General features: G+C 51.6%; 15 protein-coding genes. 8 read left to right on the top strand and 7 right to left on the bottom strand.

All coding sequences use genetic code 11. The features are described from left to right. Positions 1-6 precede the first annotated feature (6 nt). The gene (locus tag AC2FC2_RS04790) at positions 7-1,116 is read right to left on the bottom strand and encodes an MFS transporter (RefSeq protein ID WP_490658854.1); all 1,110 of its coding nucleotides are present in this window, start codon (positions 1,114-1,116) and stop codon (positions 7-9) included. Positions 1,117-1,212: 96 nt separating this feature from the next. Between AC2FC2_RS04790 and AC2FC2_RS04785 the strand changes: the two genes are divergently transcribed. From AC2FC2_RS04785 to AC2FC2_RS04765, 5 genes are all read left to right on the top strand, one after another. Beyond that, the gene (locus AC2FC2_RS04785; protein WP_490658853.1) at positions 1,213-2,151 is read left to right on the top strand and encodes a LysR family transcriptional regulator; all 939 of its coding nucleotides are present in this window, start codon (positions 1,213-1,215) and stop codon (positions 2,149-2,151) included. A gap of 147 nt (positions 2,152-2,298) precedes the next feature. Further along, positions 2,299-3,060, top strand: coding sequence for a dimethylarginine dimethylaminohydrolase family protein (locus AC2FC2_RS04780; protein WP_490658852.1), 762 nt, complete (start codon positions 2,299-2,301; stop codon positions 3,058-3,060). Between the two features lie 27 nt (positions 3,061-3,087). Then, a complete protein-coding gene (locus AC2FC2_RS04775) occupies positions 3,088-3,861 on the top strand; it encodes an ABC transporter substrate-binding protein (RefSeq protein ID WP_209633347.1) in 774 nt (257 codons plus the stop codon). A 55-nt stretch (positions 3,862-3,916) separates the two neighbouring features. Continuing rightward, on the top strand, positions 3,917-4,609 hold the full coding sequence (locus AC2FC2_RS04770; RefSeq protein WP_209633349.1) for an ABC transporter permease: 693 nt from the start codon (positions 3,917-3,919) through the stop codon (positions 4,607-4,609). Next, the gene (locus AC2FC2_RS04765; RefSeq protein ID WP_209633351.1) at positions 4,609-5,331 is read left to right on the top strand and encodes an ABC transporter permease; all 723 of its coding nucleotides are present in this window, start codon (positions 4,609-4,611) and stop codon (positions 5,329-5,331) included. Before AC2FC2_RS04770 ends, AC2FC2_RS04765 begins: the two co-directional genes overlap by 1 nt. 6 nt (positions 5,332-5,337) lie before the next feature. Here the strand turns inward: AC2FC2_RS04765 and AC2FC2_RS04760 are convergent, their stop codons facing one another. Beyond that, positions 5,338-5,793, bottom strand: a complete 456-nt coding sequence (locus tag AC2FC2_RS04760; protein ID WP_265556865.1) for an Lrp/AsnC family transcriptional regulator — start codon at positions 5,791-5,793, stop codon at positions 5,338-5,340. 14 nt (positions 5,794-5,807) lie between these two features. Here AC2FC2_RS04760 and AC2FC2_RS04755 point away from each other — a divergent pair, with 14 nt between their 5' ends. The 3 genes from AC2FC2_RS04755 (at position 5,808) to AC2FC2_RS04745 (ending at position 9,852) form a co-directional block, all read left to right on the top strand. Next, entirely contained in the window at positions 5,808-6,914 is a 1,107-nt protein-coding gene (locus tag AC2FC2_RS04755; protein ID WP_490658851.1) for a succinylglutamate desuccinylase/aspartoacylase family protein, read from the top strand. 149 nt (positions 6,915-7,063) lie between these two features. After that, complete coding sequence (locus AC2FC2_RS04750; RefSeq protein WP_490658850.1) at positions 7,064-7,843, top strand: Fic family protein; 780 nt, start codon at positions 7,064-7,066, stop codon at positions 7,841-7,843. A gap of 236 nt (positions 7,844-8,079) precedes the next feature. Then, positions 8,080-9,852: an ATP-binding cassette domain-containing protein gene (locus tag AC2FC2_RS04745; protein ID WP_265556862.1), complete on the top strand. Its 1,773-nt coding sequence runs from the start codon at positions 8,080-8,082 to the stop codon at positions 9,850-9,852. Positions 9,853-9,896: 44 nt separating this feature from the next. On the opposite strand, the gene AC2FC2_RS04740 is transcribed toward AC2FC2_RS04745, so the two are convergent. From AC2FC2_RS04740 to AC2FC2_RS04720, 5 genes are read right to left on the bottom strand one after another with little or no spacing between them, the layout of a single operon-like run. Then, entirely contained in the window at positions 9,897-10,817 is a 921-nt protein-coding gene (locus AC2FC2_RS04740; RefSeq protein ID WP_265556861.1) for a metallophosphoesterase, read from the bottom strand. A gap of 17 nt (positions 10,818-10,834) precedes the next feature. After that, positions 10,835-11,677, bottom strand: coding sequence for a carbohydrate ABC transporter permease (locus AC2FC2_RS04735; RefSeq protein ID WP_209633363.1), 843 nt, complete (start codon positions 11,675-11,677; stop codon positions 10,835-10,837). Next, positions 11,674-12,585 (bottom strand): carbohydrate ABC transporter permease, encoded by a 912-nt coding sequence (locus AC2FC2_RS04730; RefSeq protein WP_490307533.1) that lies wholly within the window; start codon positions 12,583-12,585, stop codon positions 11,674-11,676. The genes AC2FC2_RS04735 and AC2FC2_RS04730 overlap by 4 nt, the downstream gene beginning before the upstream one ends. A gap of 11 nt (positions 12,586-12,596) precedes the next feature. Next, positions 12,597-13,883, bottom strand: coding sequence for an ABC transporter substrate-binding protein (locus AC2FC2_RS04725; protein WP_209633367.1), 1,287 nt, complete (start codon positions 13,881-13,883; stop codon positions 12,597-12,599). 32 nt (positions 13,884-13,915) lie between these two features. Next, complete coding sequence (locus tag AC2FC2_RS04720) at positions 13,916-15,022, bottom strand: ABC transporter ATP-binding protein (protein WP_490658849.1); 1,107 nt, start codon at positions 15,020-15,022, stop codon at positions 13,916-13,918. Between the last annotated feature and the right edge of the window lie 270 nt (positions 15,023-15,292).

Genomic DNA, 15,292 nt, shown 5'->3' with positions numbered 1-15,292 from the left:
ATACCATCAGGCAGCGGCACGCGAGGGGACCTTGGCTAACAGCCGCAGTACCAGCCCTCCGGTCGCCGCCAACGTTGCCAATGCGATCACCCCAGGCCAACCGGCACTTTCCAGGATCTTGCTGCCTAAAGCGGCGCCGCTCGCCATGCCGATAAACACCAGAGTAAACATGATGGCATTAAGGCGGCTGCGGGCGGCCGGGTTAATGGCGTAGATAATCGTCTGATGCGCCACCAACGTGGCCTGTATTCCGAGATCAAAACCTACCGCACTTATGGCGATCAGGGTCAACTGCGCGGGTACTGACAGTAACGGCAACAGAAACATCAGGGCAAATGAACACACCACCATGGCGGCGCCGATTTTAGTGACATAGTCGGGGCCATGACGATCTGCCAGTGTGCCGGCCAAGGGGGCCGCCAGTGCTCCCGCCGCGCCGGCCAGCCCAAAAGCACCGGCCACTGCGCTACCTAACTGATACTGTTCCGCCAGCATTATCGCCAGTGTTGACCAGAAAGCGCTAAACGCAACCGACAATAAACCTTGCGCCAGGGCTGCACGCCGTAAAGCTGGGTACTCTGTCCATAACGTGCCTAATGAGCGCAGCAGCGCCGGGTAGCTCAACGTGGTATTGGGTTTAAAACGCGGTAATACAGCCCCCATCGCGAGGGTAATGGCCAGAACCCCTAATGTCCCCACGGTTTTTCCCCGATTGGCGTCAGAAGCCAGCGTAGCGGCTGCCGGTATGATGTCTTGCGCAACCGTTGCAGCTAACCCGATCGCCAGACTGCTGAGCAACAGCAGCGGGAATGAAGAGGAAAAACCACAAAGCAGCAAGGTCAGCGCCAGCAGTACGCCTTTAATCCGGATGATTTGCCGACGATCGTGACGATCACCCAGCGGGGCCAATAATAAGATCCCCAGCGCGTAGCCTATTTGTGTCAGTGTCGGCACCAGGCCGGTATCACTCACCCCGGTGTGGAATGCATCACCCATAATGCTCAGCATGGGTTGGCTGTAGTAGATGGACGCCACACTCAGACCGGCCCCCGTTGCCAGCAGAAAAACAACGTTGGAGGAAAGGGTGGTGGTGTCGACTGATGAAAGTAGGCGCATGTTGGTTATCCAGAACAGGTTAAGTGCGGCTATTTTTGCCGTTCTTCGCCGCCAACTGTAGCCCCAGGACAGGTAAAACTGTTATACGTATTACGTATGAATAAAAACTCATTTCCGAATGGCGACCGCATAGCCATGTTGCAAACGCTGGTACGTATCGTTGACAGCGGCAGCCTTTCCGCGGCGGCAGCGCAAATGCAGACGTCACAGCCCACCGTTAGCCGGCGCCTACAGGTGCTGGAACAACTGCTGGGCGTTAAGTTAATCCAACGCACGACGCACACCATGAAGCTGACGGATGACGGCGAACGTTGTTATCAGCATGCGCGTAAGCTGATTGAACAGTGGCAGATCATGGAGGATGAGCTGCGGGGTGCCCGCGATGAGCCGGTGGGCATATTGCGGGTGCGGGCGCCGCACGCCTTTGGTCAGGACCAGTTGATTGGGCCGTTGGGCGATTATTTGCAACGTTATCGCCAGACCAGTGTGGAATGGACGCTCAACGATCACTCGCCCGATTTCATTCCTGAGGGCGTGGATTGTGCGATCCACGTCGGCGCCGTGACCGATCCTTCGGTGGTTGCCGTATTGTTGGCGGAAGTGCCGCGCATCGTGGTAGCGGCGCCAGGGTTATTGACAGGAGGCACTCCGCTGAATCAAATCGGCGATTTAGCGCAACTGCCTTGGCTGGCGCTAAACAGCTTTTATCGCAATGAAGTCACGTTGACCCATCACGACACCGGGGAGACCTGCCGTTTTGACATTGCGCCCAGATTAAGCACCGACAGCCTTTACGCGGTGCGTAAAGCCGCGTTAAACGGTGTTGGGGTCGCAATGTTGTCGTCCTGGGTAGTTAAACAGGATCTGGAGCAGGGGCGACTTATCCCATTGATGCCGGACTGGCGTGCGGCGCCATTACCGATCTATTTGCTTTACCCGTACGCCAGTTACTACCCGGCGCGTCTGCGTAAATTTCTGGCGTTGATGAAAGAGGTGATGCCACGCATCACGGGGGCTCAGCCGCCCATTCCGTGAAAGGGGCACACAGCGGAATTGGTCGTTGCCGAAGGCATAAACAGCGTAAATGTAGAGTCGTGGTGGCGGGATTCAACCTGATTGGCGGCGGTATCTGTTTGATAATCGAATCAACAGTGACCGTCCCTTTCAAACGAGAGAATCGCCATGCACTTTACTCAAGCCATTGCCAGACTCCCTGCCGATAGCTGCGGCAGCGGACAAACTACCGCGCAACTGGGCGCGCCGGATGTCGCCGCCACCGCTCAGCAGTTTTTGGCCTACGTGGACACCTTGCTCCGCCTGGGGCTAAAAGTGACGGTGTTGCCCGCTGCGCCGGCCTTTCCTGATGCACACTTTGTCGAAGACACGGCGGTGGTAATGCCGGAGTTGGCGGTAATCACTCATCCCGGGGCACCCAGCCGTCAGGGCGAGGTTGACACTATTGCCCCCCTGTTTGCCGGTGAGCGGCCAGTGGTGCGGATGAGCACAAGTGGCCATCTCGATGGCGGTGATGTGCTGTTGGTTGATCGCCAGTTCTTTGTCGGTCTGACGTCACGTACGGATGACATCGGAATTGGCGAGTTTGCCGCAGCGGTAGAACCCTATGGTTACCGAGTGACTGCGATTGAGGTAAGCGCCGGGCTGCACCTGAAATCGATAGTTAACTATGTTGGCCGCAATACCCTGTTACTGACGGAAGATTACCAGCACCATCCTGACTTTCGCGCTTACAGCAGCATTGTCATTCCAGAAGCCGAGTCCTACGCCGGTAACACACTGTGGATCAACGATACGTTGATTACCCCGCAGGGCTATCCGCAGACCTTGGCGCAAATTGAAACGTTAGGGATGCCGATCGTTCAGCTCGACACCAGTGAATTCAAAAAAATGGACGGCGGCCTGACCTGCCTGTCACTTCGTTTCTAGTATTTTCTTTCACCGGGGATCTCAGCCATGAAAAAAACATTAGCCGTTTTATTGACCAGCCTGGCACTGGGTGGCCCAGCGGCGGCCCAGGCCTTTGACACCATCAGTTTTGGCGTTGATGGCGGTTATCCGCCCTTTGATGTGCTTGCACCCAATGGGGAGATCACCGGTTTCGATATTGATATTGCCAATGCATTGTGTACCCAACTGCATGCCAAATGCGTGTTCGTCAAACAACCTTTTGAGAGCATGATCGCTGCGCTCAATGCGCATAAGTTCGATGCGATTATTGCTTCGCTGACCATTACCGATGAGCGTAAAAAGGAAGTGGACTTCACCGATCGCTATTACCGCAGTTCCGCCCAGTTAGTGGCACGCAAGGGCAGTAATTTACTGCCAGAGGTCGCCAGCCTGAAAGGGAAAACTGTCGGCGTCCAGACAGGTTCAATCCATGAGGCCTATGCGAAACAGCACTGGGGCGGGAAGGGCGTGAAGATTGTTTCCTATGCCAATCAGGATAATGTCTATCTGGATCTGATGTCCGGCCGTATTAATGCGTCGTTACAGGATAACACTCAGGCTGCCAGCAGCTTTATCGATACGCCTCGCGGACAGAAGTTTGCCTTCGCCGGTCCGGTGATCAACGACAGCAGTATTTCCTCCGACGTGGGTATCGCAGTGGGTAAAGACAACCCCGCTTTGCGAGATGCGCTTAACGGTGCAATAAAAGCCATTCGCGCCGACGGCACTTATGAGGCCATCCAGAAAAAATATTTCAGCTTCGATATTTACGGTGACTAAACCGGCTCGCTAACGCCGGCTGACCCGGCATTCAGTTAAATTGGGGAGGCCGGGAATGGTCGTAGAGTATTTGCCATTGCTGATACAGGGCGCGGCGCTGTCGCTGTGCGTGATGCTGGTTTCGTTGGCCGTTGCCTTGGCGCTTGGGCTGATTAATGCGGTGATCAAACTGTTCGGTCCGCGCTGGCTGCGTTGGGTTTCAACGGGTTATACCACCCTGGTGCGTGGCATTCCTGAACTGGTGATCATGCTGCTGCTGTTCTTTGGCGGTGAGATGCTGGTTAACGGCGCGCTTGGTTTGCTGGGGCTGGGCCCCCTGCATTTCAACACCTTTATCTCCGGGGTACTGGCGATAGGCTTCGTGTTTGGCGCTTACTATACCGAAACCTTCCGCGGCGCATTTCTCACCGTGGAGCGCGGCCAGCTTGAGGCGGCGATGGCCTACGGCATGAGCCCCGGCCAGGTGTTCCGGCGCGTGCTGTTACCGCAGATGCTGAGCTTCGCCATTCCCGGCATTAATAATAACTGGCTTGGGTTGATGAAGGCTTCAGCGCTGGTGTCGATCCTCGGGCTGGAGGACATGGTGTGGTTGGCGGAGCAAGCGGGGCGCGCAACGCAAAAACCTTTCCTGTTCTATTTCCTGGTGGCACTGATTTATATGGTGATCACCGCGATCACCAGTTGGGGCTTTAGCCTGCTGTCGCGGCGTTATGCGCTGGCGTCGTCGAATTCGGCAGGAGCACGCTGATGAACCTGCAAAACATGCTGGAAGCGGTGCCGAGCTTTTTATGGAGTGATGGCTCTGATGTGACCGGGCTGGCAATGACCGCCAAGTTATTCTTGCTGTCGGTTGTACCCGGTTTATTGTTGGCGATGCTAATGGCGATCGGCCAGGTTTATGGCCCACGGCCGGTGGCTTGGCTCATCCGCAGCATCACTTACTTTTTTCGCAGTACGCCGCTTTATCTACAGTTGATGCTGATTTACTACGGCCTGTCGCAGTTTGATGTGGTGCAGTTGGGCTGGCAGAACGATCAGCCATTCTGGCTGCTGTTTCGTGACGCGACGTTCTGCGCCACGCTGGCGCTGGTGCTCAATACCAGTGCCTACGTCGCACAGTTGTTGGCCGGTATGATGGAAACTTTCCCGCGCCAGGAGTGGATTGCCGGCGAAGCCTATGGCATGAGCCAGTGGCAGATCATTCGCAGGCTTGTCCTGCCTGCGACGCTGCGGCGTGGCATTCCTGCACTGAACAACGAGATGGTCTTCTTACTGCATGCCACGTCGCTGGCCAGTACCGTTACGCTGTTGGATATCACCGGTGTGGCGCGCGCCCTTTATGCCGCAACCTATTCACCTTTTGTTCCGTTCCTGATGGCAGCGGCGCTGTACCTGCTGTGTACCTTCCTGCTGATCTTCCTGTTTTCACGGGCAGAACGGCGCTGGCTGGCGTTTATTCGCCGCGATTAATCCGGCTCAGGAACGTTTGATGGACTGCAATTCGGTTAACGTCACAATTTTATCCACCCGGAATTTTTTGCTGGTCAGCCAAGCATCGGCCAACAGCCGGTAGTTTTCCATACTGCGGCAACCGATTCGCACCAGAAAATCAAAATTGCCGCTGACCAGCCAGCAGTCCAGCACTTCCGGCGTATTGCGCATCTCCTGCTCAAACGCCGGTTGGGAATGCCCATGGTCGGCCAGTGCGATCTGCGCCTGAATGACAAACGCATGTTCCGGCTCAGGCAATTCGATAATGGCGCTATAGCCACGAATAATGCCGTCGCGCTCCAACCCACGTACCCGTTCCAGACAAGGGCGAGCGGTCAGATTGACCTGCTCGGACAGCTTTTGATAGGAAATGCGGCCATCCCGGCACAGTATTTCAAGGATCTTTTTGTCGATGCGATCAAGCCGGGCTTTTTTTTCCACAGAGAGGGCGTCCAATGAAAAGTAAACATCATAAGTTACCTGAACATGCGCTGGGTGGGCAGCGCCAAATTACCAGTTTTCATTTCGGCCAGCCGGGTAAAGGGGAAAAGATCTACCTGCAGGCCGGTTTACATGCCGATGAACTGCCCGGCATGCTGGTGTTGCATTATCTTAAAAGATTACTCAGCCAGGCGGAACGGCGTGGGGAACTGCAAAGTGAAATAATCATTGTTCCGGTTGCCAACCCGCCCGGATTGGCTCAGGTGCTGCTCAATGGCGGCGTGGGGCGCTTCGATCTGGTTAGCGGCCGCAACTTCAACCGAGATTTTCCCGACTTGGCACTGCTGTTAAAAAACCAGGACTTCAGTTTCGGAAAACCCTTACCTCTGCAGGTGCGTGCCGCAATGTGTGACGCGTTACAGGCGCTGCAGGACACCAGCGAAGTCACGGCATTACGTCGCCAATTGCTTCTGCTCGCCTGCGATGCGGATGTGGTTCTGGATCTGCACTGTGATGATCGTGCAATCTTGCATATGTATGCCGATCCAGCCTGGCGTGAACAGGCAGAAGTATTGGCGTGCTTTATGGATATCGGCGCAGTGCTGCTTTCACAAGACAGCGGTGGCGGATCCTTTGACGAGGCTTGCGGCCTGCCTTGGCACCGACTGGCGGCGCAGCATGCTGCGCTGAAAGACCTGGCACCCGGCTGTATGGCGGTCACGCTGGAGCTGCGTGGGCAACGGGATATTAGCCACGAGCTGGCCAGCACCGACGCTGAACGTCTCTATCGTTATTTGCAACACCGGGGTGCCGTTACCGGTGAATCCCCCGTAATACCGCAGCGAGACGTGACAATGTTACCCTTCGCCGCCGGGGAGATTGTCACAGCGCCCGCCAGCGGTATTCTGTTGCTGCTGCGCCAGCCGGGGGAGTGGGTAGAGGCAGATGAAGCCGTGGCTGAAATTGTTGACCCGATCACCGATACGGTAAAAGCGGTACGCGCCAAAGCAGGCGGACTTATCTATGCCTGCCGGCAAGCACCTTTTGTCACCCTGGGGGCAGAAGTGATGAAGATTGCCGGAAAGACGCCATACCAGGGTGGCGGTGGGCTGGCGTCTTGACGAGGATTTCACTTTGGCAAACTGCAGCGGCCAGGGCAAATTTGGGCATGATTGTTAAAAAAAATTAATAAATATGAAACTTGAGAGTCATGTGAATAGATTAAAAAATTTAAACAGATTTTAGGGGGCTACGCTAAGGAAAGACGTTTATGGAAAACTATATGTTGCAAGGGAACGTGATCAAGCTACTGCCATTGGGGCTTCCTAAGGATGAGGACATAACAGGGGATACACTTACCATTCTAAATCGCAGCATATCTACTTTACAAAATGGAATTTCTTCAGATTGCAATTATCATCAATTTATCAGGAATGTTGAAGTTTCCATTGAAAATGGAAGTGTATCTATTTTGAAACACCGTCTCAGTCCGTATGTGGATGATATAATGTTCGCCAACGAAAATAAAAGTAGCGACAATGACTTTAAAGCGTTTAATTTTTTAAGTGTTAACTTTTCTAGTATTTTAAATGATGATAAAAGTTTTTGTGATTTTATTTGTTTGGCTGGGACTGAGTTCAATCGAAGTAATAGAATTCGTGAGATCAATGTAAGGACCGTTCCTGAAAAAGATGGCAGTTATACAGAGTTCCTGGACTTTCAATGCCTACCTCCTGAGCTGAGCAAGTTGAGAACATTTATCTCAGATAATTACAAAGAAAACACTTTGTTTTGTGCAATTATTGCAGCGGCTTTCTTGATGAACATACATCCACTCCATGATGGAAATGGTCGTGTATCTAGAATGTTATTCAATCTGATTTTAGATAGAGGAGAAATTAATTATATTCCGCTGACAGAATTATGTCATGTCGCAAGGAGTGGGTATGTCATAAGTTTGCGCGAGGCATTTTTATTTTCGGAGTGGGATTCGATTATTGTGTTTTATTGTAAGTGCATCGAGGTTGTTCACTTAAATCATTTAAAGTGATGTTTCTAGTATGTGATTATATGATTACATACTATACAGATCATTTTAATTTTTTAAAGGGGATTGTATGTTAACTGAAAAAGATCTTTTACTGATTAAAACGACGACCATGACTGATACTCAGGTCGATAAAATAGACCCGACTCTAGGTTTTAAACGGTTTGTCAAGATCTAACATTTAAGACATAACGGGGGCCCCCGTTATGTCTTAGTATTGAATAATATAAGGAATCTAGATGAACAAGTTTTGGCTTATACTCAGGTACTTTAAAAATACTTCAGGAATGTCAGCTAAGACCAAGTTCTTTGTGATTATCGTCATTTCATTTTTATCTACCATTCTGATTTCCATACAACCCGTTATCATGGCGCGATTGATCGGTGTAATTGATACCAGGCTTACGAATTTTCAGGCTGTTGTCTACCTGCTTGCATTTAGCTACATTGTCATAATGAGTCTCAGAAAACTTGCTTCTGCGTTGAATTTCATATTAATAACTTCTTTGAGAAACAACCTTGTAATCAGCATGACCAATCATTATTTCAAAAGCCTTTTCTATAGAGAGGATGCCATAAAAAAAAGTGAAAATACTGGGGATATCACTCAAAAACTGAATCAGGCAATAGATGAGCTGACGGTTTTGTTAAGGAATATATCTCATAATTTCATCCCTCCATTATTACAATTAACTTTTAGTGTGGTATTCATTATCATCTCTGGTGATTATGTTGTCGCCTTGCTTTTTACCTTGTACTTCATTTTGTATTTTTTTATTAAAAATGCCTTCAACCCTGAAATCGTAGGGTTATATAATGACTTTTACAATACATCAGTAAAAAAATACAGTTTAATTACAGATAGTGTTAAGAATATGGGGGCTGCAAAAGTATCTAACTCCTATGAATATCTTTTTGGCCGTTATGAAAAACTCCTTAATAAAATAGAAAAAAAACATGAGGGTTTACTTAAAGCTGATATGAGGTTTCTTATTGTTGAATCAGTTTGCAATATTGTTTTCTTTGGAATGTCATTTTTCTATTCACTATACCAGGTAAGTCACGGCAACATAAGCATTGGGCATTTTGTGATGATTTCATCTTATATATTCTTATTGTCATCTCCTTTGGAAAGTATTGGATCAATGTTTACGGCACTACAAAAATCGACAACATCACTTTATGTATTCATTAGTTCATTATCTGATGTGACTGCAGCACAGGGCAGCCGTTCAGGCCTGATTGGTCCTATTGAGTGCGTTAAAATGAAAGGCCTTGGCTTTAATTATGAAGGAATGTCAAATCCTATTATTAACGACTTCAATATGGAAATTAAAAAAGGATATTTCATCACGTTGACAGGTAGCAGTGGGTCAGGAAAAAGCACGATTGCTAAACTTTTGGCTGGCGATCTGAAATCCGAGACTGGTGAGGTTTTATTAGACGAAATAAATATTAATAATCTATCACAAAGTCAACGAGCCAATACGATTTTTCACCTGTCGCAGAATGATTATATTTTTATGGACACACTAAGGTTTAACTTAAGAATCGCTTGCCCGGAAGCAACTGATGAGCAATTGAAAACGGCGCTTAAATTAGCCAGGCTTGATGATCTTGCCGTTGACAATTCGCAGGAACTACTGGATATGAATATTGGAGATGACGGCATGACGCTTTCTGGCGGCCAGCGCCAAAGGCTGTCGCTGGCCCGGTTATTTCTTCGGAATCCCTGTGTCATTATCCTTGATGAAATAACATCGGCTCTTGATGTTATCAATGAAAGGGTAGTGATAAAAAACATTAAGCTTTGTTATCCAGAGGCAATGATACTTAACATAAGTCACCGCAGCTCTACCTTTAACTTCTCGGATGAAATCATCGTAATGGAAAACGGTCGTATTATTGATCGAGGTGACTTTACTTCGTTAAAAAATAGAAATGCTTATATACAATCGATCCTACGGCAGGAGGCGTTAAAGGAAGCGCAAGAAGTTACTGGGGTAGAGTGACCCCAGTTCCCTAACCCCCTAATTGCTAATTAGCAGTAGGAATTCTATCGAGTCAGCACCCGGCTAATTTCCGGGCCATAACCCGTGACCGAAAGTGTCTCTTCTGCCAGTTCCACTACGGCGAAGGGGAGCAAATTGTCGCCATCGACCATGCCTTTTAGGGTGATAAAGTCGGTATTTTCCACCCGTACATAATCACCCAAATGATAATGACCGGCAAAGTATGCACGTACCTGATAGCGGCACAGCAAATCCACCAACGCATCGCAGTTCCACAGATTATGTTCATTGGCCGGTGCTAAGGGGTAGTGCCCAAACACCACAACGGTTTCCCCTTTGCTTTGTGCATCCGCCAGACTGCATGCCAGCCAACGCAGTTGTTCATCACCCACTGCGCCGTTCCAGCTTTGCGCTTGCGGCTGATGCTCGGCACGGATGCGGGCCAGCAGGCACTGTGCCTGCGCGTGTTCATCGCCGTTGGCTTGGTTGCAATACAGGCTGAGGTCGTTACCGTCAATCACGATAAAGCGATAGCCTTTCAGGCTGAACTGGTAATAGTGCTTGGGCAGTGCCAGTACGGGGGATTGCGCTGCCAGATGGCGGGAAATCACATCAGCATCATGGTTACCCATAACCACCGCATGCGGATGACGTAACTGCTGGTATACCGGCAGCAGTTCAGCATAACTGCCCCAGTTATCATCGACTAAATCTCCCAACGTCGCGACAAAGGCCAAGGGCAAGTCATTAAGCTGAGCAATAGCCTGGGTCAGTTTACGCAGGCTGTTACGGTAGTAGCGGTTATATTCCAGGTTGGGATCGGCGTTGGCATATTGCGGATCGGCGATGAGCCCAAAGCGCAGGGTGCCAGGTGCTACGGGGTCGCAGGAAAACTGGGGGTGTTGGTAAAGCGAACTGACCTGACCCAGGGCCAGTGACTGTGCTGCGGTGAGGTGTGTAGTCATGGGTTACCTGCTCAGCGCTAGCGAATGCCGGCGCGCATAAAGGATTGAACAAACTGACGTTGAAACACTAAAAACAGCACTAATAACGGCACAGAGGTCATCAACGTCGCGGCACCGATCAACGCCCATTGCACGCCTTGCTCCGGTGCCGAAAACAGCTGTAGCCCCACGGTCAGCGGCCGTACATTGACCGAGTCGGTAATGACCAGCGGCCAGAGGAAATCATTCCAGTGAAAGCTGATTGAGACCAAGGCAAACGCGACATATACCGGTTTTGCCAGCGGAATATAAATACGGCGCAAGATGTAAAACCGGCTGGCACCCTCGACAATGGCCGCTTCTTCCAGCACCAGCGGGATGCTTTTAAACGTTTGTCGTAACAGGAAAATGGCGAATGCTGAGGCAAAATAAGGCAGGGCAATCCCCAAAAGGGTATCGCGCAGCCCCAAGGCGCCAATGGTCTGGTAGTTATTCAGGATCAGTACATCGGGGCTGATCATCAACTGCAAGAGCACCAGGGCGAACAGGATGCCCGCACCTTTGAGCCGGAACCGTACCAGCGCATAGGCTGCCATGGTGGCCAGTATCAGTTGGAAGAAAACAATCAGCAGTACCAGCGAAACGGTGTTGAGGAAATAGCGTCCAAACGGGGCGGCATGCCAGGCATTGATAAAGTTTTGGGTGGTCAATGGGGCAAAAAGTGAAAACCCGCCTTGATCGGCTGCGGGATGAATCGCCACCCAGGTCGCGACCAGGATCGGGAAGACCCACAGCAGGGCAGCCCCCCAGGTCAGTAAATTCCAGCCAATACGGCGTAATGAGCCGGTTTGTGCCGGCGCGGCAGTGAGGGAAAGGCTCATTGATAGTGGGCTCGCTTATCCAGCAAATTGAATTTAACCAACGCAATAGAGGCCAGAATGACCAGCAGCACGACGGTCATTGCCGAGGCATACGGCAGATCCCAATAGCTGAACGCCGTACGGTAGATGTAGAACAGCAGCAGGCTGGTGCTGTTGTCCGGCCCTCCGTTGGTCATGGCGATCACTTGATCGACAATGCGGAAAGCATTCATTGAGGCGTTGATCAGGATAAACAGCGTGGTGGGCATCAGCAGCGGCCACTGGATCCGTCTAAAGAAGTAGCCGCGGGAAGCACCTTCAATCTCGGCGGCCTCAGCCAGTTTGGGATCAATCTGCTGTAGCGCGGCCAGATAAAAAATCATGAAGAAACCGGCTTCACGCCACACCGACACGGCCATCAGGCAATACAGCGCAGAGTCCGGATCGCCCAGCCAGTTCACCGCCGGCAATGAAAACAGCGCCAACAATTGATTCAATAATCCCACCTGCGGTGTATAGAAAAACAACCACAGATTGGCGATGGCGACCATCGGCAGCAGCGATGGAATAAAGAAGGCGGCGCGGGCAAGTGCGGTGCCGCGCATGCGCCGATTTACCGCCAAGGCCATCAGTAGTGCTAACCCAACGGCCAGCGGGATGGTGATTGCCGCATACAACAGGTTATTGCGTAAGGCCAGGATGAAGGTCTCGTCGTCCAGCAATGCACGGTAGTTTTCCAGCCCAACGAATTGGGCCGGTTGGTTATTGTGCGCTGCGCTGAATACACTTTCCCACACCGTAGCCAGCGCCGGGTAGTGGGTAAAAGTAATCAGGAAAACCAATGCCGGCAGTACCAACAAATAGCCATAAAGCTGTAAAGAGAAGCGCTTATGGCGTGCGGCGGGCAAAGCAGAGTGCGATATGGTCATGCCGGCCCCGGTTATTGGTAACGTTTCAACAGGCGGTCAGCCTGTTTTTGCGCGCTGTCTAACGCCTGCGCCGGGGTTTTGCCTTGCGTCACAGCGGCCTCTACGGCGCGGTTCAGTAATTCCTGAATTTGCACGCTGTTATAGGTTGATAGCTCCGGTTGTGAATACTTCAACTGCTCACGCGCGACGGTCGCTTGCGGGACCTTGACGGCATAGTCTTTCATGGTCGCAGTTTCCCAGGCGGCCGGTGAGGTGGCGACATAGCCCGTGGCGATGCTCCAGCGGGCAGCTTGTTCTGGCGCAGAAAGCCAGCGCATAAAGGTCACTGCGGCTTTTTGTTGTGCCGGGCTGGTCCCTTTGAACAGGTACAGGTTGCCGCCGCCGGTTGGACTACCGCGCTGCGTTTTCTCTGGCAGCATGGCGACCCCAAATGGGAACTTGGCATTTTCACGTACGGTGGTCAGGTTGCCGGTCGTGGTAACCATCATCGCGGTTTTGCCGTCGATAAAGTCCTGCGGGGTGGTGCTCCAGGTAATGGCCCCCTTTGGCGATACTTGATATTTCTGTGCCAAATCGGTCAGCCAGGTCAGCGCTTCAACATTAGCCGGGGTATTGAAGGTCACGGCCGTCCCCTTGCCGTTATCCAAATGGCTGCCATTGGTGGCGGCAATCCCCTGGAAGGTCCAGTAACCAATCGGGGTCGACGGGATTTCAATCCCCCATTGCTTAACGTCGTTGCCGTTACGGACGACCAGTTTCTGACCGAAATCAACCACCTGTTGCCAGTTGGCTGGCGGGGTATCACCATTGAGCCCCGCTTGCTGAAAGGCCTGTTTATTCCAATACAACACCACGGTGGAACGTTGGAAGGGAATGCTCCAAACCTTACCCTGAATTTTGCGAATAAACGCCGGGTAGAAACCGTCGATCCAGGCTTTGCCCGCTTCATCATTTGCCAAATCACTGACCGGTAAAATGGCACCTGCGTCGATCAATGAATAGGCTTCAATATCGCCAATCACGGCGATTTGCGGGGCATTGCCGCCGCGGAAGGCGGTCAGTGCCTTGGTGACCGTGGTGGCGTAGTCACCGGTATACACGGGTTGAATACTGATATCGGGGTGCAGCTTCTCGAAATCAGCCACTAGCCCTTCAACGGTATGGCTAATTTTTCCGCCGACGGCGATCGGGTAGTACATTTGCAGCTTCACGGCATCTGCCGCCAGAGCAGAAACAGAAACGCCAGCCAACAACAGCACGGCAGCGCTTAATGTGGATAAACGGATAGAGACGGACATGGTTTTCCCCTGAAATAAAATGGTGCTTTTGATTATTGAATTGCGTATTGGTGTGTCACGGGCTGAAAGGCGTGTTCCATCTGGTGGCAACGCTCACCACTGTGGGTTGAAAATAGATACTGCGCCGCCTCTGCCCATTGCAGGCCAACCAGGCTGCCCTCAGTAAAATGCTGCATACCGGGTATTTTCACCGTGATTTGCCCCTGAACCGCAGGCAGATGGCAAACGGCGAGCGTATCGGCGCCCATATATTCAGCACTGAGGATCTGGCAGGTGAGGTTGCCGTTGCCAGGTGCGCAGAGACGAACATCTTCGGCGCGGATGCCTAAACTCAACGCGTCCTCCTGGTTGCTGAACACCACGGGCAGTGGGGCGTTACCAATATGGTATCCGCTGCCTTTGCGTGTTAATGGGACGATGTTCATCGGTGGCGCGCCAATAAACTGTGCGGCGAAAATGCTGGCTGGGTTGTTATATAAATTGTCCGGTGTGTCGTGCTGCTCAATGCGACCATCGTTCAGTAGAATGATTTTGTCCGCCATGCTCATGGCTTCAGTTTGATCATGGGTGACATACAGCATGGTCAAACCCAGCTTGCGCTGCAGCGCACGAATTTCACGCCGCATGCTCTGACGCAGCTTGGCATCCAGGTTGGATAAGGGTTCGTCCATCAGACACAGCTTGTTTTGAGCTATCACCGCACGGCCTAATGCCACACGCTGTTGCTGCCCACCGGAAAGCTGAGCCGGCAGGCGATCCAGCAGCGGCTCCAACTCCATCAGCTTACTGATCTCTGCCAATCGAGCGGCAAAGTGCTGCTTGTCTTCGCCCCGAGCCCGCAGGCCAAACAGCAGATTCTCACGCACGCTGAGGTGCGGGAATAACGCATAAGACTGGAAAACCATTGACAGTTTACGTTGTGACGGCGGCAGGGCCGTCACGTCACGCTGCTGGATCTGAATGATGCCGCTGTCCGCGTTCTCTAACCCGGCCAGTGTACGCAGCAGGGTTGATTTTCCGCAGCCGGAAGGTCCCAGCAGGGCAACAAAATCACCTTCCTGTACGTCAAAACTGATGTTATCCAGCGCGGTTTTGTCGCCCCAGGTTTTCTTGATGTTATTAAGTGATAAATAGCTCATGGCGCTTCTTAACGTGGCGTGTTCAACCCACCCTAGCTGCCGCGTATTTATCTGGTATGAATAATTAATGACAGTTGTATGTCGCCCGGTGCAACCCCCCAGGCAGGAAAGATGGCTTGCCCGCCGCCGTCCATGTTAAATTTAACAGGGAGACTCCGTAGCCCCTGATGACAAAGAGAATTTAACATGATGAACGGCTATTTTTGTTCCATTGCGATGGGCGTTTCAGTCGGGTGTATGCTGACCAGGGGGGGTAACATGGCCATGTCA

The organism is Serratia sp. CoH_122_TC_1, assembly GCF_058191755.1.
Note: the sequence above shows the minus strand (reverse complement) of the source record. Positions and strands in the feature narration are given on the sequence as shown.